This window comes from Gaoshiqia hydrogeniformans, assembly GCF_049347105.1.
Lineage (GTDB): Bacteria > Bacteroidota > Bacteroidia > Bacteroidales > Prolixibacteraceae > Gaoshiqia > Gaoshiqia hydrogeniformans.
In genome coordinates, this window is the sequence record NZ_CP186334.1 from 3220521 (window position 1) to 3245725 (window position 25205).

The window sequence follows — 25205 nt, forward strand, 5'->3', positions numbered from 1 at the left end:
GAAGGACGGCTTTCATGCCTCAATTCCCTCAATCTCTCCAATTCCATATCAATTATCTCGTTTGGTTGAAAAAATGACCGGCGTTTTTGCAAAAACGGGCGTATTCAGTTAAATTTCCCGGGAAATAGCCGGATCTGCGGATCTGAAAATTATCTTGTATATGACATCATTGATATCATCCGAAAATCATCTGGCCCTTTTTGCCGTTTTGCTGGGGGCCTCAGCCCTGGGAATCTGGTCGGAACACAAAAAATGGTTGGGCAAAGTTTCCGGTATTGTTGTGACCATGCTTCTCATGTCGGGATTGTCGATGTCCGGATTTGTGCCGGTGGCATCAGGGGCCGACGCCCGTGTTCCGGTTTACGAGCTGGTTTTCGACTGGTTTATTCCGCTGTCAGTTCCCATGTTGTTGCTGGGATCGAACCTGGGACGGATTATCCGTGAAGGGGGGAAGTTGCTGGTGGCTTATCTTATCGGAGCTGCCGGCGTTGTTTTAGGCTGTTTGCTGGCCTATGCCCTGATTGATCTTGGCGCCGATTCGGGCAGCGCGGCCGGCGTAATTGCGTCCACGCTGATTGGTGGAAGTATGAACTTTGTTGCAACCGGCGAGATCCTGAATTTCAGCACGCATCCTCTTTTTACGGCGACTATTGCCGTTGATAATTTTGCTGCCAATCTGTTTGTCTTGTTGCTGATCGCGGTTCCGTCAATTCCTTTTTTACAGCGCTTTTTTGCCCGTACAAAACCGGAAAATCAGGAAATGGCGACGAAACCGGAGTCTGTTTGTACGCCGGTTACGATGGAGCGGATTGCTTTATCGGTTTTTCTGGCCGCGGTAATTGCCGGAGCGGGAATATTTGCCAACGGGCTGTTGCAGCATTTGTTTGCCGTAAAAATGAATATGAGCATCCTGGTGATCACGGTTTTGTCGGTTTTGGTGGCCAATTTGTTCCCGAAGCGTTTAAAATTTCTCGAAGATACGGCCTTTGCGGTTGGCTTGTGGATGATGTATATTTTTCTGGCAACGATTGGCGCGGCGACCAACCTGCAGGATATTCTTCATGTCGGACCCTGGGTTCTTGGATTCTACCTGCTGGTACTGCTGATTCATTTCCTGGTGTTGCTGGTTACGGCAAAGTTGTTTCGCCTGGATGTTTATGAAGTGATCGTTTCCTCGGCTGCCAACATCATGGGGCCGTCGGTAGCTGCTCCCATGGCTGCCTCGCTGGGGCAGAAAAAGCTGATTACACCCGGTATTTTGGTTGGTATTCTTGGTTATGTGATCGGTACCTTTGTTGGTGTGACCATCGCTCTTTTGCTTAGCTGAGCAAATAAAAAAGTTTGTCCGGCTACCAGCGGATCCCCGATACCCGGACAAAGTTCGTCTGTTAAGCTTATCCTACCACTGGTCGGACAGCGCTATCCGTTGAGCGGCTGTCAGTTCGTCTTCCAGGGGCCAGCATTCCAGCCCGACAAAGCCGGTATAGCCCAGTTTTTTAAGCTCCTGCAATACGCGCGGGTAATGAATTTCACCCGTGCCCGGCTCTTTTCGTCCCGGATGATCGGCCACCTGGATGTATCCCACCTGGTCAAAACCTTCGTTGAGGTGCCCGCAAAGGTCGCCTTCGGTAATGTGCATGTGATACAGGTCCCAGTTGATTTTCACCATGGGCGAATCTACTTCGCGGCAAATTTTCACCGCCGGAGCGCTGCCGTATAACGAATGTCCTTTATGGTCGACCCGGATATTCATGGGTTCGAGGATGAGCATCAGCCCGGCTTCCTCCACCAGCGGTTTTACGCGTTTCAGCGCCGTGGTAATGTGCGTGTGCATTTCCTCCTGTGTCATCCCTTCCTGATCGTCGCCGCCAACGACGGTTGCCATATTGCAGTTCAGTTTTTTAGCGACCTGGATGGCTTCTTTTATTTTTTCTTCAAACAGATCGTGATTCACCGGGTTATTCATCCCTGGTTTAAACCCCCAGGCGGTAAACTGGCAGACGGTTATTCCAAGTTCCTGGCATTTTTCGGCCATCGCATCCAGGTCTTTATCCTCATAGCCCCAGAATTCGATACCGCTGTATCCCAGTTCTGCCGCTTTTTCGATCCGCCCGGTAACCGGCAGGTCTTTCCACCAGATTTCGATGTTAACGGCAAACCGGGTGTTGGGCGTTTGTCCGGGTTTCTGATTGGATGCTTGTGGCGAAGCGCAACTGTTTAAATGAGATAAGGCAATGCTGCCTGCGGCTGCAGCAAGCGTTCCGGTTCTCAAAAACGACCGGCGGGAAGAAGTTGGTTTCATGTATTTGAGTTTAGTGTTTTTTTGACGGTGCACAATTTAGTTATTCTGCCGTTAAAAAGAAAGAAGCCGGGTTGCCCGGCTCTGTTTCTTTCTATTTTCTTGAATACAGACAGACATGGTTGCCCTCCGTATCTTCAAAAACGGCATAATAGCCGATTTCTCCTGTGATCAGGGTTTTAGCCTGAATAACCCGTCCCCCGGCGATATCAACGCGAGCCAGCACATCTTTTAAGTCGTCGCCGGCGTTCAGGTATACTTTTGAACCTAAACTGCTGGGTGTATATCCTTCGCCCTGAACAATAGCGCCTCCAACGCCTTTCAGGTTCGGATCGACCGGTAAAAAACCCATGCGGAATTTTCCGTAAGATTGATCCTGCATCTCATAATTCAGCAATTTTGAATAAAACTCTTTCGCCCGATCAAAATTTAATACCGGAATTTCAGCCCAGACGATGGCATCTTTTTGCTTTTTCATGGCAGGTGTTTTTAGATTTTTATTTAATAACAATCGCTGCTTGTTTTTGATTTATGTTATACGATACGAAAACAGGCGCTCCAGGTTGCCCTATCCGGTAAAACAGGCGCATGAATGTGTTTGTTTTTGGAAATTTGACCCTCGAATTCTGGCTGAAAGAAAATGATGTTCTGCCCGATTGGATTATATTTGTCATTCGATTCAAACAAATAAAAAATGGAAGACCGCCCGCTTATTCTGATTACCAACGACGATGGAATTCATGCAAAAGGATTGAAAGAACTAACCGATGTGATGCGGCTTTTTGGCGATGTTGTCGTGATCGCACCCGAGGTCTCTATGTCGGGAATGTCGAGCGCAATCACGGTTGACAGGCCGCTTCGGGCCACCAAAATGGAGGAGGAAGAAGGCTATACCCTGTTCAAATGCAACGGCACCCCGGTTGATTGTGTGAAAATGGGCTTTAACCATTTGTTGGACCGTCATCCTGATTTTGTGGTTTCGGGTATCAATCACGGTACAAATTCGGCGATCAGTGTGTTGTATTCGGGAACGATGGGCGCCGCCATCGAAGGTTGTTTGCACGGCGTGGCTTCCATCGGTTTTTCCCTGTGCGATTTTGATGCGGATGCCGATTTTACGCGCGCCAAAATGTGGGTAGCCCGCATTTTTCAATCGGTTGCCGAAAATGGTTTGCCTCATTTTACCTGTTTGAATGTCAATATTCCAAAGGGAGAAGTCAAAGGAGTTGAAATTTGCCGCCAAACCGCCGGAAAATGGGTCGAAGAGCTGGAAAAACGAACTGATCCCCACCAACGAAACTATTATTGGCTGAGCGGTTATTTTAAAAACTTTGAGCCCGATCAGCCGGGAACCGACATGCACGCGCTGGAAAACCAGTTTGTGTCGATTGTTCCCGTAAATGTCGATATGACCTGTCACGAGACATCACAACAAATGAAAAACTGGAGGTTCTGAATGGAAAGGAAAATCAAATATAACATAAACAAGATTCGTTTTGGCTTTATTCCCGGCATGGTGTTACCGCTGGTCATTTTTATGCTGATGTTTTTGGTAAACGGGAACGAAGTTTCATTTACCGAGTATCTTTCCGGTTTATGGAAACTGGATATGCTTATCAAAATGCTGTCGCTGTGTGTGACGCCAAATTTGCTGGTGTTTCTTTATTTTTTCAGAAGAAAATGGGATATGGCGGCACGCGGGGTTTTAATGGCCACTTTTGTTTACGCTTTTGCGGTTTTAATAACGAAGGCATTTTAGCAACAAAGCGGTATGAAATATTATTTTATAGCAGGTGAAGCATCCGGCGATTTGCATGCCTCCAACCTGATCCGCGAGCTGATGAAGCAGGACCCAGGGGCCCGGATCCGCGGATTTGGGGGGGAGCTGATGGAACAGGCCGGGATGCAACTGGTCAAACATTATCGCGAAATGGCTTTCATGGGCTTTATTCCGGTGTTGTTAAACCTGCGTGCCATCAAAAAAAACTTTGAGCTTTGTGAGCGCGATTTGCTTGACTTTAAGCCCGACGTGCTGGTGCTGGTTGATTATCCGGGTTTTAACCTTCGGATGGCTGAGTTTGCTCAAAAACACAACATCCGGGTATATTATTATATCTCGCCGAAAATATGGGCATGGAAAGAACGGCGCATTAAAAAGATCAAGGCGTTCGTGGATGAGATGTTTACCATTCTTCCGTTTGAAACCGATTTTTACCGCCGCTTTAATTACCCGGTAAATTATGTAGGTAACCCGGTGCCCGATGCCATCGCTTCAAAACTTACCGGGAAAACCTTTGCGGAATTCTGCACGGAGAATAAGCTTTCGGATAAACCCGTGATTGCCCTGCTTCCCGGAAGCCGCCTGCAGGAAATTCGGTCTCTTTTGCCCCGTATGCTCGAAGCGGCATCGGGCTTTAAAACACATCAGCTGATCGTAACGGCAGCGCCAAACATCGACGACTGGGTTTATGCCCGACTGATGAACGGTTACGAGGCCATCCTGCTGCATGATAAAACCTACGATACCCTCCAACAGGCCGATGCGGCTGTATTGGCTTCCGGTACGGTATCGCTGGAGGCAGGGGTGATTGCTTGCCCCCAGGTGGTTTGCTACCGGATGGCCGGCGGCGCTGTTTTTTTCAAAATCGGGCAGAAGGTGTTGAAAATAAAATGGGTGTCGCTGGTGAACCTGATCTTGCAGCGCGATGCCGTGAAGGAGTTGTTGCAACATCATTGTTCGGCAGAAAACATCCGGGATGAACTGGAGCGGATCATCTGTAATCCGGTATACCGCGATCGGATGATGCGGGATTATGACGAGCTTCGTCAGTTATTGGGAGGGTCGGGGGCATCGGCCAGGGCGGCCGCCCTGATCATCGAAAGGCTCCGGCGATCAAAATAATCTTTTTCTATCTTCGTTGGGTCATATAAATAAACTGAGGCATGTATAGCTTATTTCGTAAAGAGATTACCAGCTTTTTCGGATCACTGACCGGTTACCTGGTTGCTTTTGTTTTTCTTGTTGCCAATGGTTTGTTCCTCTGGGTTTTCCCGGGAGAATTTAACTTGCTTGAAAACGGCTACGCCACCCTCGACAGTTATTTTTCACTGGCCCCCTGGATTTTTCTTTTTCTTGTACCGGCGCTGACCATGCGTTTGTTTGCCGAAGAAAAACGTCTTGGAACACTCGAAGTGTTGATTACCCGTCCGTTATCGTTGTTTCAACTGGTGTGGGCCAAGTACCTGGCAGGTTTATTTCTGGTGGTTGTTTGCCTGCTTCCCACGCTCATCTATTTTTATTCTGTTTATTCATTGGGAAACCCGGCAGGAAACTGGGACAGTGGCGCTGCCTGGGGGTCGTTTATCGGCCTGTTCTTCTTGGCGGCCTTATATGTTGGTATGGGCATGTTGGCATCGGCGCTCACCGAAAACCAGATCTTTGCTTTTATCGCGGCCTTGTTTCTGTCGTTTTTCTTTTATACCGGCTTCGATTTTATTGCATCCATGAATATTCCGGCGCCGTTCAGTTCATTTTTCACAGGAATTGGTATGAACGAGCATTATTTATCAGTGAGCAGGGGAGTGGTCGATTCGCGCGATGTGGTTTATTTTATTACACTTACCTTTATCTTTTTGATGCTCACCAGCCTTTTCCTTCAGCAAAAACAGAAAAAACGAAATGTACAATTACGGAAATTTCTGATCCTGCTGGTGGCTGTTTTGCTTGTATCGGTTCTGTCGTCCCGTGTTTTTTTCAGGGTAGACCTGACCACCGAGAAGCGGTATAGTTTGTCGCCTGTTTCGAAAGAACTGATCCAAAAACTGGAGGCGCCGGTGAAGGTTGATCTGTTTTTGGCAGGAGAATTGCCTCCTGGCTTCCGGAAATTACAACAAGCTATCAACGAAAAGGTGCAGGATATCAATGCCTGGTCGACTTATCGGGTGCGTTGCGAAATCCATGATCCGTACGAAATCACCAATGCCGACGACCGGAATAAACTGTTTGAATACCTGGTTGAATCGGGATTGCAACCCACCGATTTGCGCCTGAACCGCGACGAAGGGACGGTTACCCGCCTGATCTTCCCCGGGGCGACCATCCGGTATAAAAACGTAGAAATTGGCGTTAACCTGCTTAAAAATAATCCAGCCCTTCCGGCCGAAGAAAACCTGAATAATTCGGTAGAGACACTCGAGTTTGAATTGATACGGGCCCTTCAGTTGTTAATGGGGCAAAAGCGGCAGGAGGTGGCTTTTCTTACAGGGCAGGGAGAGTTGAATGAAGCGGAAACCTACGATATTCGACGTACCCTGGCGGAGAGCTATAAGATTACCAACCGGTTTGCCCATGAGCTGATTGTGGGCGACACCATTCCCCGGGCGCTGATTATTGCCGGTCCTTCGGAACCGTTTTCGGAGACGGCCAAATTTTATATCGACCAGTACCTGATGCGGGGAGGGCGAATCCTGTGGCTTTTTGATCCGGTGCAGGTCAGCCTCGACAGCCTGAGCCGCGGAGAAACAACGTTGGCTTTCCCCCGCGACCTGAAGCTGATGGATCAGCTATTTAAATACGGGATACGGGTCAATCCCGACCTGGTGCAGGATGTGGAATGCCTGATGATTCCCGTGGATACTTCACCGGCGGGTAGTCCACCTAAGTTTACACCTGCTCCCTGGTACTATTCTCCCTTGCTAACCCCGGCCTCATCGCATGTGATCAGCCGGAACCTGAACCGGCTGAAATCGGAGTTTGTCAGTTCCATCGATACGGTTGGAAAAAATGCCGGTGTGAAAAAGACCGTGATCCTCCATACGTCAATTTATGCCCGTATTGTGAGAACTCCGGAAGAAATCAGTTTGCAAAGCATCAACAATCCGCCTGCACGCGATCTGTTTCACCGGCAGCAGGTGCCTGTAGGTATTTTGCTTGAAGGGGTATTTCCTTCCGTTTTTCAAAACCGGATGACAAAGGAATTTGATCCCGACATCAGCGCCCTGGCCGAGTCGAGACCGGCAAAGATGATTGTGCTGGCCGACGGCAGCCTGATTGCCAATCAAGTGTCCCGGCGCGAGGGGAAAATACAGACCAGGCCGCTGGGCTACGACAATTATTCGCAACAGACCTTCGGGAACAAAGAGTTTCTGGTGAATGCGGTCAATTACCTGTGCGACGATGCCGGGATCATGTCGCTTCGTTCGCGCGTGTTTAAGATCCGCTTGCTGGATAAAGTAAAAGTACGCGAAGAAAAACTTTTCTGGCAGTTGCTGAATGTGATTTTGCCCTTGGTGTTGATCGCTGTTTTTGGACTGATCTTTAACTTCATCCGGATTAGAAAATACCGCGGTTGATTTCTTTGTATAAAATCTCAAAAGAAAACACCGCTAAACAAAACCAAAGTTTGTATATTCGTATTATTCTGATTACCGGTCTGAACGGTCAGTCAGGATTGATAGAATACATACATGAATACTAAAAGAGAATATCAATGAAATTTGTTGTTTCCAGTACCGAATTGCTCAGTCATCTGAATGCAATCAGTAAGGTGATTAGTTCGAAAAATACATTACCCATCCTGGATAATTATTTATTTCAGTTGGAAGATAACCGGCTAACGGTTACCGCCTCTGATTTAGAGTCAACGCTGATTACCAGCCTGACGCTGGATAACACCGAAGGCCAGGGGGATATTGCAGTTCCGGCAAAGTTGTTGAATGACACCCTGAAAGAGTTTCCGGAGCAACCGCTGACATTTAAAATCGATGCAGATACTTATGGCATTGATATTTATTCGGAGAACGGGAAGTTCAGCATCGTCGGGCAAAACGGCGATGACTTTCCGCAATTACCTGTTTTGCGCGAGGAATCGGCTTCAACCATCCAGATGAATCATGATGTACTGCAAAGCGGTATTTCACGCACCTTGTTTGCTACGGCCGATGATGAACTTCGTCCGGTGATGAATGGCGTATTGGTTGAGCTGGGACAGAATGACCTGACCTTTGTTGCCTCTGATGCCCATAAGCTGGTTCGTTACCGGCGTAGCGATGCCAAAGCCGAAGTCGATTCATCCTTTATTCTGCCTAAAAAACCGGCGGCCCTGCTGAAAAACCTTCTGAGTAAAGAAGAATTTGATGTGAAGTTGCAGTTCGACGAAAAAAATGCCTTCTTCACCCTGAGTAATTATAAAGTGATTTGCCGTTTGGTGGAAGGGAATTACCCCAGTTACAACTCGGTTATCCCGTCCAATAATCCCAATAAATTATTGGTTGACCGTCTTGAATTTTACAATACCATTAAACGCGTGTCGGTATTTGCCAATCAGGCAAGCAACCTGATCAAATTTCACATCGATGATAATCAGCTGGTGGTATCTGCCCAGGATGTCGATTTCTCCATCTCCGCGGTGGAACGGCTGAAGTGTCAGTACGAGGGCGATGAAATCGAAATCGGATTCAAATCAACCTTCCTGCTCGAAATTTTACAAAACCTGTCATCGTCCGAAGTCCGTGTCGAACTGTCCGACCCGACCCGGGCCGGCTTATTGTTGCCGGCTGAAAAGAGTTTTGATGAAGAAGATGTGCTGATGTTGCTGATGCCTATGATGATCAATGCTTAACAGAACGAATGAAACTGAATTTAAAAAACCCGCTGATCTTTTTAGACCTCGAAACAACGGGTATTAATGTGGTCACCGATCGCATTGTTGAAATAGCCTTGCTGAAAATACATATCGACGGATCGGAAGAAAGCCGTGAGTTTCGAATTAACCCGGAAATGCCGATTCCTGAATCTGCCAGCAAGATTCACGGGATTTACGATGACGATGTGAAAGATGCGCCTACCTTTAAGGAGGTGGCCAAATCGTTGGCCCGGTTTATGGAAGGCTGTGACCTGGCCGGCTTTAACTCAAACCGTTTTGATATTCCGTTACTGGCCGAAGAGTTTCTGCGTGTCGATGTGGACATCGATTTTAAAAAGCGGAAGTTTATTGATGTGCAGGCCATTTTTCATAAGATGGAAAAGCGGACCCTGGCGGCCGCTTACAAGTTCTATTGCCAGCAGGAACTGGAAGGCGCCCACGGCGCCATGGCCGACACCAAAGCAACTTACGATGTGCTGAAAGCCCAGCTTGATCTTTACCGGGAGGCTGAATTTGAGGATAGTAACGGCAAGGTCAGTAAACCAATTCAGAATGACATTGTGGCCCTGAGCGAGTTTTCATCGTATGACCGAAACGTGGACTTTGTCGGCCGTATTGTATACAACGACAAGGGTGTTGAAGTGTTTAACTTTGGAAAGAACAAAGGAATACCCGTAGAACAGGTTTTGCGTGAACAACCCGGCTATTTTGGCTGGATGATAACCAGCGAGTTTCCGCTCTACACCAAAAAGGTCCTCACGGCCATTAAGCTGAGAATGAAGGAATAAAAAAGTACGGGGTAGCGGATCGCGAGCAGAAAGTCAAAAGCACTCACTACTCATAACTCGATTGTATGAAGATTATTTGCATTGGACGCAATTACAGCGAGCATGTACGGGAACTGCAAAATGAGATCCCTTCGGAACCGGTTATTTTCATGAAGCCCGACTCGGCTTTGCTGCGGAATAACGATCCGTTTTATATTCCCGATTTCAGCCGGGATGTGCACTACGAGTGTGAACTGATTGTGCGGATCAACCGCCTGGGGAAAAATATCGAACCCCGCTTTGCGAACCGTTATTACGACGAGATTGGCTTAGGGATTGATTTTACTGCCCGCGACTTACAGGATCAGCTCAAAGACAAAGGACTGCCCTGGGAGAAAGCCAAAGCCTTTGATCGCTCGGCGATGATTAGTAACGAATTTATTGCAAAAACAGAGTTGCCCGATTTAAGCTCGATCAAATTTAGTTTGAAAAAGAATGGAGAACTGGTTCAAACCGGCGATTCGGCTTACATGCTTTTCCCGATTGACGAGTTGATCAGCCAGGTGTCGAAATACTTTACTCTGAAGATCGGCGACCTGATTTATACCGGAACACCGGCAGGTGTTGGCCCCGTTGCCATTGACGACCGCCTCGAAGGTTTCCTGGAAGGCAGGAAAATGTTCGACTTTGAGGTGAAATAATATCGACGATCAGGATAATCGTCAATCCCCTAAAAAACAAATAAGGGTGTCTTTCTGTAAGACACCCTTATTTGTTGGTACGGAATCAACGGGTTAAAGCACCGCTTTGCAGGCTTCAATCAGTTTATTGGCGTTGGCATTGGATGCATCCAATGTTTTTGCTTTTTCCAGTACTCCCAAAGCGGCTTTAAATTCAACTTTCGATTTCTGAACGGCAGCCGTGTATTCATCATCATTCGTGGTGATGGTTCCGGCATTGACTTTCGCGTTGGCGGCGTTCAGAATGGCAACGCCATCTTTGTAGAGGGCATTTCCTTCCGATACATAAACATTAGCCAGGGCCGATGTAATTTTTTTGTTTCCCGGGAACTTTGCTGCGCCTTCTTCCAAAGCTTGTTTGTATTCTTCGTCTTTATCCAATTTTTTCAACGAAGCTGCTTTGTAAAAGATGGCATTCTCGCCATTGTAGCCGGCGGCATAAGCCTGTCCGAAAAGTTCAGCGGCCTGCTCAAACAGTTCGCCTTTGTAGGCAACAATTCCCGAGTTGTAATTCAGGCTGCCTGCCTCGCCTCCTGCTTCAATAGCGGCTTTGTATGAGGCAATAGCTTCTGCCGTTTTGTCAAGCTTGGCATAAGCATTTCCTTTGTATTCGTTTGCGCTGGCCACATTGGCTCCGGCGGCAATGGCCTTGTCGAAATACTTAATGGCAGCATCAAACTTGTCAGCCTGTAAAGCCGCAAACCCGATATTAAAGTTAATTGCATCATCAACTTGCACATCACCCAGGTTGTTCATTGCATTCTCGTACAACTCAAAGGCTTTTGCATAATCTTTCTCTTTTAATGCCTCGTTGGCATTATTAATCAATTCTGCTGCATCCTGCGCGAACCCTAAATACGCTCCCGATAAGAATACAATTACTAATAAAATACGCTTCATAATAGTTCTTTTTAATTCAGTTTTATTAAACGGTTCGATAAAATTTTATCAGATTTCAAGGTTGATCTTCAAAAATAGTAATAATGATTTAAAATCCTAAAAATAAATGAGCGGATTGCCGGTTGAATTTGCTCTCAAAACAGAAAGAGAGGGGATGAATATCAACCCCTCTCTGACGAATAAACTAACTAAACTAAATTAAAACGAACCAATTAATCTTTTATAATCTTTCCGAGCCCTTCAATGTTTTTATCGACTTTGGGATCGTCTTTGTATTTAATTTTTCCCATTCCTTCGATCGATGCCGTTAGGGAATCTGTCGCGTGGACCGAAGCTAAGGTCATCCCTTCCACTTTCATGTTTACGTATTCGGCGCGTAGTTCGCCGGTGTTGACAAAACCGGCGCCCGAGATCCGGACTTCCATCGTTTTCGCAACACCTTTCAGGTTCAGGCAAACGCCTCCTTCGCCGGTAATGGTGAGCTGATCGGCTTTTAGCTCCATTTTCAGTACGGCGCCGCCTTCGGCATGAACCCGGAAATCGGCTAAATCGAGATAACCTTTAGTCTCCAGCCGTAAACCGCCGATTGAGCGGATTTCTTCGAGCCGGGTAAAGCTGACGTAAAGCGTAACCCGGTTCATGTCGAACCGTTCGCGGCTTATTTTTAGTTCTCCCGGATGGCCATCTTCCGAAACGGTGATGTTTTCAAGTGTTTCATCGTACGTTTTGATGCGTAAGCCTGCTTTGTCCGATTGCTCCAGGACAACCCTGAAGCTGCCTTCGAGCCTGAGTTTATTGAAGTCGCCGGTCTCAATGATTTTAACGGTTTGTTCTTCCCGGTTTTTAGCGCCGGTGTAGCAGGCGGTAAAAAAAACGGTAGCCGTTAACAGGACTAAGCTCAAACGAATTTTTCGCATCATGGTTAAAACTTCTTTTCGCAGACAGAACAAAGCTACGCTTGCCGGAATTTATTTCAAGCCGATATTCGACCAATGACCGGTTTTGGCAGGTAAACAGCCTGAAGGCCGAATTTTCGGTGTTTAGTTGTTAAGGCGGAGCAATAAAGCCCGGAGGTAAAGGATGACATAGTTGATTAGCAGGAAAGCCAGCAGGCGGATGATCAGGTCGGTGGTGTTTGATTGAAGGAAGGAACGACTGTCGGAATAAAGCGCCAAAACAACGCCGGCATAAAACAGGAAAAACAGGACGTAAGTCAGAACGGGATTTTTTGTTCTACTGGTCAGGTAAACAGCGCTTCCCCAAACCAGGGAGAAAGCTCCGGACAGGAGAACGTTCTGAGTGTTTCCCCCGGCAAAACTTAAGATAGCGTACATTACAGGGAAGATGGTGACCAGGGCCAAAATCCGGATCAGGCTCGATCTTAGCTTCCGGTTTTGTTCGGGGGTGTTTAAAACCGGGAACAATTTTGTTCCGGATGCTTCTGCCGGACGAAATTCAGGCCCTGCCAGGTCATACCGGCTGTTGATCAGGCCTCGTTCCAGGGCCAGTTCGGTAGCTGCTTCAATGGCCGCTTCCTGGTAATCTTTCGGATGTTTCAGGATGTCGAGCAACTGATCGTTGGTATAGTTTTCAAACCGGCGGCGTAAACTCTCTTTGTCGGGAAATTCCATGTCCATTGTCTTTCTGGCAAAATTAAACCTTTAAATTTATTAACACAGCGGTTGGTTTTCATTTTGTAATTTTGTACGAGCACTGCGTTGACGAATCCATAAAAAGACCATATGTACAATTTCACATTCCGGAATCCTGTAAAAATTTTGTTCGGAAAAGGACAAATTGCCCAAATTGGGCATGAACTACCTGCCAATGCGAAGATTATGCTGACATACGGCGGCGGGAGCATCTTTAAAAACGGCGTTTACGATCAGGTAAAGGCTGCGACTAAAGGCTCTAACATGGTTGAATTCGGAGGTATTGAGCCTAATCCGAAGTTTGAAACCCTGATGAAAGCCGTGGCTGTTTGCAAAGAAGAAAAAGTAGATTATCTGCTGTCGGTAGGCGGCGGATCGGTGCTGGACGGAACCAAATTTATCGCGGCAGCCGTGTTGTTCGAAGGAGACGACCCCTGGGATATCCTGGCCAAAAGCGATAGCTGCCCGGTAACCAGAGCGCTGCCCATTGGCGCGGTGCTTACCTTACCCGCTACCGGCTCGGAGATGAATGGAAACGCGGTGGTATCGAAAATCGAAACACAGGAGAAGCTGAGTTTTGGCTCGGCTGCCGTGATGCCGCAGTTCTCGGCGCTCGATCCGGAGGTGATCTTCTCGCTGCCTGCCAAACAGGTAGCCAACGGCGTGGTCGACGCCTTCATCCACGTGATGGAACAATACCTGACCTTCCCGGTAAATTCGCCGATCCAGGATCGCTTCTCAGAAAGCATCCTGATCACCTTAATCGAAGAAGGCCCGAAAGTACTGGCCGACCGGAACGATTATGAAGCGGCAGCCAACTTCATGTGGAGCGCCACGATGGCCCTCAACGGACTGATTGCCGTTGGCGTACCGCAGGATTGGGCCACGCATATGATCGGTCACGAGTTGACGGCCTACCACGGCATCGACCATGCCCAAACCCTGGCCATCGTATTTCCGGGGATACTGCATATCCGCCGGAAAGAAAAAGAAGCAAAAATACTTCAGTACGGCGAACGGGTCTGGGGCATTATTGCCGGAACCGTCGACGAACGCATCGACCGGACCATTCAGAAAACAGTGGCGTTTTTCGAATCGGTAGGCATTCAAACCCGGCTTCCGGAATACGGAGTTTCTGTTGAAACCATTGAGAAAATTTCGGCCCGTTTTGCCAGGCGCGGTTTCCGGATCGGGGAGAAGGGAGATATCGGCCCTGCCGAAATTAAACTGATTTTGGAAAACCGCTTGTAAGACCAACCGGCACTCCGGTGGCTGTCTGAAAAGTTATGACGAATCAACCGGGTGTTGAAAGCGTTTACTTTTCAGGCAGCCTTTTTTCTGTTACCGTGGTTTTGGTTGCTGCAACTTCTTTCACCCAGCTTGGTTGACTGGCGCCGTTTTCAAACACCTCAATGACCGAAGCGTTAGACCGGGAGCTTTCCTGGTAGTGTTCCAAGGCGATCGCGAGATCAAGCTCTCCGGTCCGGGTTGAGGTAAAAACCCGCGAGCTGTCCGAATCATTCCAGTCGGTGTACTCCCAGCCGGTATTTACCTGGCCGGTTTGGAGGAACCAGTTCCGGCCGCTTATTTTCACTTTCAAACTGGCGCCTTCGCGAAGAATGGCTTTCATCGAATGCGTTCCGGCCGGATATTCCCTACGGGTTTTATCCAATAGATTTAACCCATGTTTACCGTTTGCCGGGTAATTGAATAATCCTTCGAATTCGAACTCCGTATTCGCGATAAATTGATTGACGTATTTTTCAAAATCAGGCACTGTAATGTCCAATCCCAATGCCTGATACCTGTTTTCGAGGTTCCGGCGGATTTCGTCCGGTTTAATGGCGTTTGCATTCATTAAGAGGATGGTTCCGGCCGACTGGCTGTTCAATACCCCGTCTTCCCGGATGTCGGTGCTGATGTTGGCCAGTAATTCAGACAAATTTGAAACCGGCAGATAGCCCTGCAAAATGACGGAGATGGCCAGCAGGATTGCATTGTCGTCTCCGGGCTTCGTAATGTCTAACAGCTCCGATTCCACGATGTCGTCTTTGCCGATTCCGAAAATGGCCAGGATTTCGCCCTGGGCTTGTTTCTTGGCGGCGGAAAAGTCGCTCCCGTTCGCGATCAGGTAATTTACGCGGGCTTTCTCCAGGTGTGATAACACGTTGACATTTAAACTGCTTTTTACATTCAAATCGGATAGCGCATACAAGGTGAGCTGTGCTTCCGAATTATCGTTTCTTACTTCATTAAAATAAAATCCGTCGGCTTTTAGCTCAACATACTGAGAAACCAATTCGATATTATTAATTTCAAATGTGCCTTTATTGTCGAGTATTTGCGACGAAAAACTTTTGCCGGTCGGCGCCAGTTCACCGGTTAATTCAAAAATGGTGATCGATGTCCCGTTGTTAAACGGTCCCTTTTGGATGTATCCCTGTAGTTTGTCAAAAGAAAAGGTTTTATCCTGATCATTTTCACAGGAGAATGCGATGAGAATGAGGAATAAAACAGGCAGTGATTTCAGAATCTGTTTCATGGTTTAACGGTTTGATAGTTAGTTTTTTTTTGTGAACTGCGATCTCATGTTATCTTCGGAGAAGCGTATGTCGGCCAGCTTCTTTGCGTAGCCTAAATTACAAAACTTTACGTAATTATTCTTAATCAACTGGTTATTTTATGGGTTCTGTTTAAGGTAATCCGAAATCTTTGCACAGGTCTCATTGATGATTTAATAGGTGTTAAATTGTATTTTAACAGCTGTAAAAATTTGTTTTCATACGTATTAAAATATTGAATAATAGGTGTTAAATTTACAACAATATTGTATTCTTTATCCTAAATATTATGATGCCATGACTGTTAAGTACCGATTGATTAAGCAGGCCACGCCGGGAGTAAAAGGCGGCGGGCAGTACAAATATTACGCCAGGGCCTGCGAACGGCAGAAAGTGACGCTCGATGAACTGGCCGATACAATTGTAAAACGATCGTCGCTGAGCCGGGGCGACATTGTTGCCACGCTGGTGGAGCTGATCGACCTGATTCCTGAATTATTGCTCGACAACCACACGGTTGAATTAGACAGGTTGGGGACGTTCAGCCTCAACCTGAAGAGTAAACCATCGGACGAGCCGCGCACCGACGGCTTTCGCCTGATTAAATCGGCCGATATCAGTTTCAGGGCCGGTACGCGACTGAAACAGGCGGTTAGAAATCCGGATTACGAGAAGTCGAAAAAAAGCCCGTATTAAGACGGCGCCGGACGAAGAAAAAAATGTTATTTGCCTGCCTGATTCCTGTTCGTGATATCGGAAAACCGAAGAACATCCTTATTTTTAGACCTCACAAATAACGAGGACTGATAAAACCGAAAAAGAAAAGATATGATCAAATTGAGTATGGCTCTGTTTTTCATCCTGGCAAGTTTGTTTGCTCAGACCCAGGATCTCAATTATGCAAGAAACGTGATTGAAAAGCTGTCGTCTCCGCAATTTAAAGGAAGGGGTTATGTTGGAAACGGCGACCGGCTAAGCGCGCAGTACATCGCCGGACAATACCGCGAACATGGTTTGTTGCCGCTTTCGGCGACTTCGTATTTTCAGGAGTTCAGCCTGTCGGCCAACACCCTGCCCAACCGGGTGTCGGTGAAAATAGACGGTGTTGAACTGCAAATTGCCCGGGAGTTCCTGCTCGACCCGTCGAGCCCTTCGGTGAAGGGAAGTTATCCGGTTGTTAAAACTACGCGGGCCGAAATTGTGAACGAAGACCAAATGAGGACGGTAGCTGCCGGAGCCCGGGGCGCCTTTCTTTTAATCGACAGCCGCCATAAAAAGGATGAAGATCCTGAATTGAGTAAAAAGATCGATGAAAATATACGCCAGTTAAAGCTGAGTTCACCCGAGGTGATGAAGGGCATTTTGGTATTAAGCGACGAGAAACTCACCTGGAGGGCATCCACTTCACAAAGTCTGATCCCGGTAATCACCGTGAAAAAAGAACTCGATTTAAGCCGGGTAAGCCGGGTTGAAATTGTGGCCGACGCGCGGCTGATCGATGATTATAAGACCTCCAATGTGGCGGGCTTTATTCGCGGAACTTCGCCTGCCGATTCGTGTATTGTGGCGTTGGCGCATTACGACCACCTGGGGATGATGGGCAAGAAGGTCTTTTTTCCGGGGGCCAACGACAATGCCAGCGGGGTGGCTATGCTGCTCAATATGGCCAAACACTATGCGGTAAACAAACCAAAATACAATATGGTATTTATTTGTCTTGCTGCCGAGGAAATGGGCATCCTGGGGGCAAAAGCTTTTGTTGAAAATCCGTTGATTGACCTGGCGAAGATAAAGTTCCTGGTGAACTTTGACCAGGCGGGGACCGGCGACGAGGGGATTAAGGTGGTAAACGGCACGGTTTTTCAAAAAGAATTCGACCGGCTGTGCTCCATCAACGATGAGCAAAAACTACTCCCGGCCGTTGAAATCCGCGGCGAGTCGTGCAACAGCGACCATTGTCCGTTTTACCAGAAAGGCGTGCCCGCATTTTTTATTTATACACTCGGCGGGAGCAAGGCGTACCACGATATTGACGATCGTTTGGAAGGCCTGTCGCTGGCCGGCTTCGAGGGCTATTTCCGACTGATGACTTCCTTCTTCGATTCGATTTAGTGCCCGTCCTGAGCTAATTCAGCAGCTCGCGGGCGGTTTCACGGGCGGTTTCCGAGGCATTTTCGCCGCCAAGCATCTGTGCCAATTCGTCAACGCGCTCACCGTCGGTTAAGCGGCGGATGGAGGTGTAGGTGCGGTTCTCTTTTTCGTATTTATACACCTTGAAATGATGCTGGCCTTTGCCGGCAATCTGCGGCAGGTGGGTAATGTTGATGATTTGCATGGTCGCGGCCATGTCCTTCAGGATCGTTCCCATTTTCACGGCCACTTCGCCTGATATGCCCGTGTCGATCTCGTCAAAAACGATGGTGGGCAACGATTTGCTGTCGGTGATGAGGGTTTTCAGGGCGAGCATAACGCGCGATATTTCGCCACCCGACGCAATTTTCGAGATTTCCTGCGGCAGCGAACTTTTATTGGCCGAGAAGAGGAAACGTACCTCGTCCCGTCCGTTTGGCCCGGCTTCGTCCAACTCCTCAAACTGAAGCCCGAAGCTGGCATGAGGCATGCCCAGTTTTTGCAGTACGCCGGTTACCGTTCCGGTTACCTGGCCGTTTACCGAACGGCGCCGTTCGCTGAGCTGCAGGGCCAGTTCGTTCACCTGCTGTAAAAGCAGTCCGAATGCCTGCGAGGCGTTCTCAATTTCTTCGTCATATGAGGCAATTTGCCTGATCTTTTCATCCAGTTCCTGCTTTAGTTCAAGCAATTCGGCAACGGTTCCGAGCCTGAATTTTTGCTGAAGGGAATAAATCAGGTCGAGGCGTTCGGCAATCAGCTGGATGCGATCGGGGTCGTGGGCCGTGCGTTCGGACACCGTGGCGCTTTCGTCGGCCAGGTCTTTCAGTTCGATGTAACACGATTCCAGCCGTTCTTTCATTTGTTTGGCCTCGGGCAGCAGGCTGGCCAGTTTGCTAACCTGATGGATCTGTTCTTTTAAACGGGTCAACATCCCGGCGTCGTCGCCTTCGAGTTCTGCGGCGAGTTGGCCAAAGGTGAGTTTAATTTCTTCGGCGTGTTCCAGGGTGCCTTGTTCCGCTTCCAGTTCTTCCTGTTCATTTTCCTTTAAACGGGCTTCGTCGAGCTGTTTGAGCTGAAACTCGTAATAATCCATGTCGGCTTTGGCTTTTTCTGCATTTTCCTTCAGGCTGGCCAGCAGGTTTGCCTGTTTTTGCAACGCCTGGTACTGCCGGCTGTAATCAGCCAGCATTGGCCCGTTGGCGGCTACCAGGTCAACCAGTTTCAGTTGGAAAGAGCGGTTTCCAAGCTCCAGGTTTTGATGCTGCGAGTGAATGTCGATTAGCTGGAGGGCCAGGTCCTGCAATACTTTTAAGTTGACCGGGGTATCGTTGATAAATGCCCGTGATTTGCCCGAGGGCGTGATTTCGCGGCGAAGAATGGTCAGGTGGTCGTAATCCAGTTCTTCCTGTTTGAAAAAAGCTTCGAGCTGGTAATCTTTGATGCAGAATGTACCTTCAACGGTGCATTTGCGGTCTTTATCCTGTAAAACCGATAAATCGGCCCGTTGACCGAGGATCAGTCCAAGAGCGCCCAGGATGATGGATTTCCCGGCGCCGGTTTCACCGGTAATAATGTTAAAGCCCGGCTCGAAGGTAATGTTCAGCTCGTCAATCAGCGCGTAATTGGAGATATTTAACGATTGCAGCACGTTGAATTCGGTTTATTGATTTTCTAAATTAAAAGTGTTGTCCTTCCTGATTTTTTCATATTTAGACCCGTTTGACGGATCAACCTCATTTAAAATAGATAACACGCGGTTTTTCTCGTCGGGGTAGGAGCCTGAAAAAACATTGACCATTTCATCCGATTTCGCGTCGAAAAACACTTGCAGGATATACAGGGAAGGACGGGTGCGAAATACCCGTTGAACTAATTTTAGTGACTCGGCCATTTCCATCCGACCTTCTTCCACACGTTCGCTCATCAGGTCGAGCCCCAGGCGGTGGTAGCGGTAGGTACACTGGCGGAAAGGGGCATACGAGCGGTTCAGCAGGTTTTCGACCAGCCAGTACCGGTTGCGTTCGCTCTCGAAGGCTTTCCAGCCCGGTTCGCGGGCGTTTTGCGAATTGTTGACAATTTGCTGGGCTTTCTGGAAATATTCGGTTCCGCCATCGGGCGAAAAGGAGTCATAATCCATACCCAGGATGATGTAGGCGTAAAATGCCATCAAGTTTGTCAGGTTGTCGCGGTTCGATGTTTCGTTAAACTCCATCGTCTGGTATTGGGCGTAACGGGCCTGAAAATCTTTGTCCTTGATGTTTAATAAAGTGGATTCGTACGAAGAATTAAAGACCGGTCTTCTGACCTGAACGGTCATGCTCCCTTTAAATTCGTCGGAGGAGATTTGTTCGTCCAATTGAATGAAGATGTTGCATTCAATTCGTTCGTCCATGGTGTATACATGGTCGGTCCATTTCCGGTTGTTCATAAATTCGTACAGGTCGGCCTGCATGGTTCGAAAAATATTTCGGTTGGCGCCCTGCAGTTTTGTGGCCGAGATGCTGACATTGCAGCGAAGTTCTTGCGCCAACAGGCCTGATGCAAGGCTCAGAACAACAATTAATATGCAACTTAACTTCTTCATAGGATGGTGCTGCCGGTGAAGTAAAAATAATGAATTATTCGGAAGTCTTAACGATTCTCCAGTTCTTCTGCAATTTTGCAGACGATATCGCGGGCGACTTCCGCTTTCATTTTTAACTCAAAAACCTGAGCTTTATTGTTTTTCGACAGGATGGTTATTTTATTGGTATCCACGCCAAAACCAGCCCCCTGGTCTTGTAACGAATTAAGAACAATGAAGTCGAGGTTCTTTCTCGTCAGTTTACTCGTGGCGTTGGCTTGTTCATCCTGTGTTTCAAGGGCAAAGCCAATTAGCAGTTGCTTTTGGGTTTTCAGTTTCCCGAGCGTGGCGGCAATGTCGTCGGTGGCTTCCAGTTCGATTGTCATTTCGGCCTCCGTTCGTTTTATTTTCTGACCGGCCTGTTGTTTCGGGCGGTAATCGGCAACGGCGGCGCACATAATGGCTCCGTCAACCCCGGGAAATACCCGGAGGCAGGCTTCTTTCATCTCAAGGGCCGACTCCACATCTACCCGCGAAATATTCGGATGAAGGGTTTTGACCGACACAGGTCCGCTGATCAGGCTGACTTTGGCTCCCTGGCTGGCCAGTTCTTCGGCCAGGGCAAAACCCATCTTTCCGGACGAATAGTTGCCGATAAAACGCACCGGGTCTATTTTTTCGTAGGTTGGGCCGGCGGTGACCAGGAAATGTTTATTCAGAAGTTTTTTTTTTGAGTTGAAGAAACGGACGACTTCTTCAACGATTTGTTCCGGTTCCTGCATCCGGCCTTTGCCGTGCAGGCCGCTGGCCAGTTCTCCTTCGCCGGGCTCAAGGATGATGTTGCCGAACGAACGGAGCGTTTCCAGGTTTTTCAGATTAGCCGGGTGACGAAACATGTCCAGGTCCATCGCGGGGGCAATCATCACCTGCGACTTGGCCGACAGGTAGGTGGTTACCAGTAGGTTATCGGCGATGCCGGTCGCCATTTTGCCCAGTGTAGCGGCAGTGGCCGGGGCAATCAATACCAGGTCGGCCCATTGGCCCATATCCACATGCGAATGCCAGGTCCCGTCGTTGGCTGCGAAAAATTCGGAGGCAACCGGCCGGTTGGACAAGGCGCTCATGGTGACAGGCGTGATAAATTCTTTGGCAGCCGGTGTCATGACCACCTGAACTTCGGCGCCCTCTTTCACCAGTAACCTTAAAAGATAAGCTGCCTTGTAGGCAGCTATACTTCCGGTCACACCCAAAATGATATGTTTTCCGTTAAGCCTCATAAAGGCCCATTATACTAATCCTTTGCGGTTTTCTTTGGCAGGATTACGATGATAAATCTGTTTTTTGTTGAATTCCTCGTAAGCGATCAGGGTTGGTTTTGGCAACCGTTCGTAATATTTCGAAATTTCGATCTGCTCACGGTTTTCAAACACTTCTTCCAGATTATCCGAGTAAGAAGCAAATTCCTGTAGCTTTTGGCTCAGTTCTTCCTTCATTTCCGAAGCAATCTGATTTGAACGTTTGGCCAGGATCATTACCGTTTCGTAAATATTTCCGGTTTGCTCTTCCATGTCGGACAGGTCTCTGGGGACGGTGGTACCTTCTGCTTTGATCTTTTTAAAATCCATATATCAATTAATTATAATCTTCGTTGTAATGCAGCAACTTGGCTGTTGTTTCATAAAATTTGTCGGCATCTTTCCGGTGACTGCTCTCCGGGTATTCGTCAACAAAGGTAAAATATTCGTCCAACGCTTCGCTCAAACGTTGTTCTTTCAGGTCTTCAATACTCCTGATGGCCAGGTAATACTTGGCGCGGAGGAGCATAAAACTGAGTTCTTCCCGGTATTTGGTATCCGGAAAATCTTTCAACGAATTGGTTAAGGCAATTACCGCTGCCTTGTAATTTTCAAGATCGTAATAGAGTTTCCCGGTTAAATATGATTTAAAAACCAGCTTGTCGCGCAGTTCGATGATTAAGCGGTTTGCTTCCTCAACCCGGTTGTTTAAGGGGTATAGGTTGATGTATAACTGTAAGGCATCGATTGCTTTCTGGCTGATCTGCTGGTCCAAACGCGCTTTAGGTGAATCTAGATAATAACAATAGCCGTTCATAAACTGGGCTTCTTCCACAAATTCGCTTTTCGGAAATTCCCGAATCAGGGTCCGGAACCAATGCCCTGCCATCATGTAATCTTTCATTCCGTAGTAACTTTTTGCCTGATAATAATAGATTTTATCGGCGCGGCTGGTTCCACGGTAAATATTAACCAATTCCTTCAATAAGGTCGACGAGCGTACAAACTCACCCGCTTCATAATACTCAATGGCTTTTTTGTATTTGAATTCGTAGTCGGTACTTTTGGTTATTTTATTGAAATCACTGCAGGCAGTTGAAAACAGCCAAACCAGCAGCGAAAAGATTCCAATTTTAGATATTTTTCTTATCATGGCGCAAAGATACATTTTTATTAAAATCTCAGGACAAAATAAATAAGAAAAGTGGTTTTACTAACTGGTTTAATATAATTTAACAAATTTGCAGACTTCCTAAAATAAATTACATTTGCACAGTTTAATCTTAAAGTAAAAAGACGTGGATATTTTTGAAAAATTTCGATCCAATAAAGGAAATATCGGTCAGTATATGAAGCAGGCGCACGGCTATTTTGCTTTCCCGAAGCTGGAAGGCGAAATCGGCGCCCACATGAAATTCAGAGGTAAGCCGGTTCTTACCTGGAGTTTAAATAATTACATCGGTCTGGCCAATCACCCGGCGGTGCGCGAGGCTGATGCAAAAGCTGCTGCTGATTGGGGGCTTGCTTACCCGATGGGGGCCCGTATGATGTCGGGCCAGACTGACTATCACGAACAACTGGAACGCGAACTGGCGGCTTTTGTTCAGAAACCCGACGCCTTCCTGTTGAATTTTGGTTACCAGGGAATGGTTTCGATCATCGATTCGCTTTGCGGACGGAACGATGTGGTGGTGTACGACAGTGAGGCGCATGCCTGTATTCTCGACGGTGTTCGTTTGCACATGGGTAAACGTTTTGTATATGCCCATAACGACATGGAAAGCCTTAGAAAACAACTCGAACGCGCGACCAAGCTGGCTGAAAAGCAGGGCGGCGGTATCCTGGTGATCACCGAGGGCGTATTCGGCATGTCGGGCGACCTGGGTAAACTGGATGAAATTGTTGCCTTGAAAAAAGACTTCAAATTCCGCCTTCTGGTCGACGATGCTCATGGTTTTGGCACCATGGGGCCTACCGGCGCCGGAACACCCGAGCATTTCGGTGTGCAGGATGAAGTGGATGTGCTGTTCTGCACCTTCGCAAAATCGATGGCCGGAATCGGCGCGTTTGTTGCCTGCGATACCGACATTTGTTTCTACCTGCGCTACAATATGCGCTCGCAGACTTTTGCGAAATCGCTGCCGATGCCAATGGTAATCGGTTCGTTGAAACGGCTTGAGCTTTTAAGAACAGAAGCCGGCTTGCGCGAAAAACTTTGGACCATTGTTGATGCCCTTCAAAGCGGATTAAAAGAAGCCGGTTTTGACCTTGGCCGCACCAATTCGCCGGTGACCCCGGTATATATGAAAGGTGGCGTGGTTGAGGCAACAAACGTCGTTGTTGATCTGCGTGAAAACTTTAATGTATTCTGCTCGGTGGTTGTTTACCCGGTTATCCCGAAGGGTGAAATTATTCTTCGCCTGATCCCGACAGCAACGCACACGCTGGAAGATGTCACTTACACGATCCAGGCATTCAAAGCTGTCCGTGAAAAACTTGAAAACGGCGAATACAGCGGAACAGAAATCCGACAGATGGGCGCCATTTAAGATGATCCCAAATTGACTAAATAAAGAAAGCCATCCGGTACGGGTGGCTTTTCTTATGGGTGATGGTTGGTTATGAATGCTTTTCCGACAGATAGCGCTCGGCATCAATGGCGGCCATACAACCCGATCCGGCGGCTGTAACAGCCTGACGATAGATCGGGTCCTGGACATCGCCGCAGGCAAACACGCCGGGAATATTTGTTTTTGAGGTGCCGGGAGTTGTTTTAATGTAACCTACTTCATCCCGTTCAAGGAAATCGGCAACAAAATCAGAGTTCGGTTTATGCCCGATGGCCAGGAAGAAGCCGTCAATCTTGATTTTTACTTCCTCTTCACCGGCTTCGCCTTTGTTTTTCCATAACACGGCTCCTTCAACCACGCCGTTTCCAAACAAGCCTTTGGTTTGATGTTTCCAGAGGATTTCAACATTAGGCGTTCTCATCACCCGGTCGGCCATTACTTTTGACGCGCGCAATTCGTCCCGGCGGACAATCAGGTAAACTTTCCGGGCCAGTCCGGCCAGGTACATGGCTTCTTCGGCTGCCGTGTCGCCGCCGCCAACAACGGCAACATCCTTGCCCCGGTAGAAAAATCCGTCGCAGGTAGCGCAGGCCGACACGCCGCCGCCGGCATATTTTTGTTCGTCTTCGATTCCCAGGTATTTGGCTGTTGCACCGGTAGCCAGGATAACCGTCTCGGCTTCAATCAATTTTTTATCATCAATCCATACTTTATGGATTTCGCCTGAGAAATCCACCTTCGTGGCAAATCCAAAGCGAACATCCGTACCAAAGCGCTGAGCTTGTTTTTTAAAATCTTCCATCATCACCGGGCCGGTAACACCTTCGGGATAACCCGGGTAGTTCTCAACTTCAGTTGTTGTGGTTAACTGGCCTCCCGGTTGAAGGCCTTCATACATCACGGGGTTTAAATTTGCCCGGGCGGCATAAATAGCGGCCGTATATCCGGCAGGACCTGAACCAACGATCAAACATTTTACCCGTTCAGCATTCCCTGAATCATCCATATTTTTTTCTTCGTTTTTATTAAGATCTAATGATTTAAACATGACTTGAGTTTTTAGTTTTTTTCTTTCACAAAATTA

24 protein-coding genes are annotated in these 25205 nt (G+C 47.8%); 12 read left to right on the top strand and 12 right to left on the bottom strand.

From position 1 onward, the window contains the following. The first annotated feature begins 160 nt into the window (after positions 1 to 160). Positions 161 to 1327, top strand: a complete 1167-nt coding sequence (locus tag ACOIT5_RS13110; protein WP_423126606.1) for a DUF819 domain-containing protein — start codon at positions 161 to 163, stop codon at positions 1325 to 1327. 72 nt (positions 1328 to 1399) lie between these two features. On the opposite strand, the gene ACOIT5_RS13115 is transcribed toward ACOIT5_RS13110, so the two are convergent. Both ACOIT5_RS13115 and ACOIT5_RS13120 read right to left on the bottom strand, forming a co-directional pair. Next, on the bottom strand, positions 1400 to 2302 hold the full coding sequence (locus tag ACOIT5_RS13115) for a TIM barrel protein (RefSeq protein WP_423126607.1): 903 nt from the start codon (positions 2300 to 2302) through the stop codon (positions 1400 to 1402). A gap of 91 nt (positions 2303 to 2393) precedes the next feature. Then, positions 2394 to 2777 (bottom strand): VOC family protein, encoded by a 384-nt coding sequence (locus ACOIT5_RS13120; RefSeq protein ID WP_423126608.1) that lies wholly within the window; start codon positions 2775 to 2777, stop codon positions 2394 to 2396. Positions 2778 to 2993: 216 nt separating this feature from the next. Between ACOIT5_RS13120 and surE the strand changes: the two genes are divergently transcribed. From surE to ACOIT5_RS13155, 7 genes are all read left to right on the top strand, one after another. Then, positions 2994 to 3755: a 5'/3'-nucleotidase SurE gene (gene surE / locus ACOIT5_RS13125; RefSeq protein ID WP_423126609.1), complete on the top strand. Its 762-nt coding sequence runs from the start codon at positions 2994 to 2996 to the stop codon at positions 3753 to 3755. Continuing rightward, complete coding sequence (locus ACOIT5_RS13130; RefSeq protein ID WP_423126610.1) at positions 3756 to 4058, top strand: hypothetical protein; 303 nt, start codon at positions 3756 to 3758, stop codon at positions 4056 to 4058. It begins immediately after the preceding gene. Between the two features lie 12 nt (positions 4059 to 4070). Beyond that, positions 4071 to 5201 carry a lipid-A-disaccharide synthase gene (gene lpxB / locus ACOIT5_RS13135; protein WP_423126611.1) on the top strand — a complete coding sequence of 377 codons (1131 nt, stop codon included), beginning with the start codon at positions 4071 to 4073 and terminating at the stop codon, positions 5199 to 5201. Between the two features lie 41 nt (positions 5202 to 5242). Further along, a complete protein-coding gene (gldG, locus tag ACOIT5_RS13140; protein WP_423126612.1) occupies positions 5243 to 7651 on the top strand; it encodes a gliding motility-associated ABC transporter substrate-binding protein GldG in 2409 nt (802 codons plus the stop codon). 137 nt (positions 7652 to 7788) lie between these two features. Further along, entirely contained in the window at positions 7789 to 8919 is a 1131-nt protein-coding gene (gene dnaN / locus ACOIT5_RS13145; protein WP_423126613.1) for a DNA polymerase III subunit beta, read from the top strand. Between the two features lie 8 nt (positions 8920 to 8927). Further along, the gene (locus ACOIT5_RS13150) at positions 8928 to 9731 is read left to right on the top strand and encodes an exonuclease domain-containing protein (protein ID WP_423126614.1); all 804 of its coding nucleotides are present in this window, start codon (positions 8928 to 8930) and stop codon (positions 9729 to 9731) included. 65 nt (positions 9732 to 9796) lie between these two features. Then, on the top strand, positions 9797 to 10411 hold the full coding sequence (locus ACOIT5_RS13155; protein WP_423126615.1) for a fumarylacetoacetate hydrolase family protein: 615 nt from the start codon (positions 9797 to 9799) through the stop codon (positions 10409 to 10411). 93 nt (positions 10412 to 10504) lie between these two features. On the opposite strand, the gene ACOIT5_RS13160 is transcribed toward ACOIT5_RS13155, so the two are convergent. The 3 genes from ACOIT5_RS13160 to ACOIT5_RS13170 form a co-directional block, all read right to left on the bottom strand. Then, positions 10505 to 11350 (bottom strand): tetratricopeptide repeat protein, encoded by an 846-nt coding sequence (locus tag ACOIT5_RS13160; protein ID WP_423126616.1) that lies wholly within the window; start codon positions 11348 to 11350, stop codon positions 10505 to 10507. Positions 11351 to 11562: 212 nt separating this feature from the next. Then, positions 11563 to 12270 (bottom strand): head GIN domain-containing protein, encoded by a 708-nt coding sequence (locus tag ACOIT5_RS13165; protein ID WP_423126617.1) that lies wholly within the window; start codon positions 12268 to 12270, stop codon positions 11563 to 11565. A 120-nt stretch (positions 12271 to 12390) separates the two neighbouring features. Further along, positions 12391 to 12987, bottom strand: coding sequence for a hypothetical protein (locus ACOIT5_RS13170; RefSeq protein ID WP_423126618.1), 597 nt, complete (start codon positions 12985 to 12987; stop codon positions 12391 to 12393). A 105-nt stretch (positions 12988 to 13092) separates the two neighbouring features. Here ACOIT5_RS13170 and ACOIT5_RS13175 point away from each other — a divergent pair, with 105 nt between their 5' ends. After that, a complete protein-coding gene (locus ACOIT5_RS13175; RefSeq protein ID WP_423126619.1) occupies positions 13093 to 14253 on the top strand; it encodes an iron-containing alcohol dehydrogenase in 1161 nt (386 codons plus the stop codon). Positions 14254 to 14317: 64 nt separating this feature from the next. Here the strand turns inward: ACOIT5_RS13175 and ACOIT5_RS13180 are convergent, their stop codons facing one another. Next, positions 14318 to 15544: a hypothetical protein gene (locus tag ACOIT5_RS13180; RefSeq protein ID WP_423126620.1), complete on the bottom strand. Its 1227-nt coding sequence runs from the start codon at positions 15542 to 15544 to the stop codon at positions 14318 to 14320. Between the two features lie 316 nt (positions 15545 to 15860). Here ACOIT5_RS13180 and ACOIT5_RS13185 point away from each other — a divergent pair, with 316 nt between their 5' ends. Both ACOIT5_RS13185 and ACOIT5_RS13190 read left to right on the top strand, forming a co-directional pair. Continuing rightward, positions 15861 to 16259 carry an HU family DNA-binding protein gene (locus ACOIT5_RS13185; RefSeq protein ID WP_423126621.1) on the top strand — a complete coding sequence of 133 codons (399 nt, stop codon included), beginning with the start codon at positions 15861 to 15863 and terminating at the stop codon, positions 16257 to 16259. 132 nt (positions 16260 to 16391) lie between these two features. After that, a complete protein-coding gene (locus ACOIT5_RS13190) occupies positions 16392 to 17675 on the top strand; it encodes a M28 family metallopeptidase (RefSeq protein WP_423126622.1) in 1284 nt (427 codons plus the stop codon). 13 nt (positions 17676 to 17688) lie between these two features. Here ACOIT5_RS13190 and recN read toward each other — a convergent pair whose 3' ends face one another. The 5 genes from recN to ACOIT5_RS13215 are packed head-to-tail and all read right to left on the bottom strand — an operon-like array spanning position 17689 to position 22704. After that, positions 17689 to 19341, bottom strand: coding sequence for a DNA repair protein RecN (gene recN / locus ACOIT5_RS13195; RefSeq protein WP_423126623.1), 1653 nt, complete (start codon positions 19339 to 19341; stop codon positions 17689 to 17691). Between the two features lie 12 nt (positions 19342 to 19353). Beyond that, positions 19354 to 20277 carry a DUF4835 family protein gene (locus ACOIT5_RS13200; protein WP_423126624.1) on the bottom strand — a complete coding sequence of 308 codons (924 nt, stop codon included), beginning with the start codon at positions 20275 to 20277 and terminating at the stop codon, positions 19354 to 19356. Between the two features lie 47 nt (positions 20278 to 20324). Next, positions 20325 to 21533, bottom strand: coding sequence for a bifunctional phosphopantothenoylcysteine decarboxylase/phosphopantothenate--cysteine ligase CoaBC (gene coaBC / locus ACOIT5_RS13205; RefSeq protein ID WP_423126625.1), 1209 nt, complete (start codon positions 21531 to 21533; stop codon positions 20325 to 20327). Positions 21534 to 21542: 9 nt separating this feature from the next. Beyond that, positions 21543 to 21881 carry a DNA-directed RNA polymerase subunit omega gene (locus tag ACOIT5_RS13210; RefSeq protein WP_423126626.1) on the bottom strand — a complete coding sequence of 113 codons (339 nt, stop codon included), beginning with the start codon at positions 21879 to 21881 and terminating at the stop codon, positions 21543 to 21545. 7 nt (positions 21882 to 21888) lie between these two features. Next, complete coding sequence (locus ACOIT5_RS13215; RefSeq protein ID WP_423126627.1) at positions 21889 to 22704, bottom strand: outer membrane protein assembly factor BamD; 816 nt, start codon at positions 22702 to 22704, stop codon at positions 21889 to 21891. A 196-nt stretch (positions 22705 to 22900) separates the two neighbouring features. On the opposite strand from ACOIT5_RS13215, the gene ACOIT5_RS13220 reads away from it, so the two are divergent. After that, positions 22901 to 24100, top strand: coding sequence for an aminotransferase class I/II-fold pyridoxal phosphate-dependent enzyme (locus ACOIT5_RS13220; RefSeq protein WP_423126628.1), 1200 nt, complete (start codon positions 22901 to 22903; stop codon positions 24098 to 24100). Between the two features lie 70 nt (positions 24101 to 24170). Here the strand turns inward: ACOIT5_RS13220 and trxB are convergent, their stop codons facing one another. Next, positions 24171 to 25127, bottom strand: a complete 957-nt coding sequence (gene trxB / locus ACOIT5_RS13225; RefSeq protein WP_423130618.1) for a thioredoxin-disulfide reductase — start codon at positions 25125 to 25127, stop codon at positions 24171 to 24173. Between the last annotated feature and the right edge of the window lie 78 nt (positions 25128 to 25205).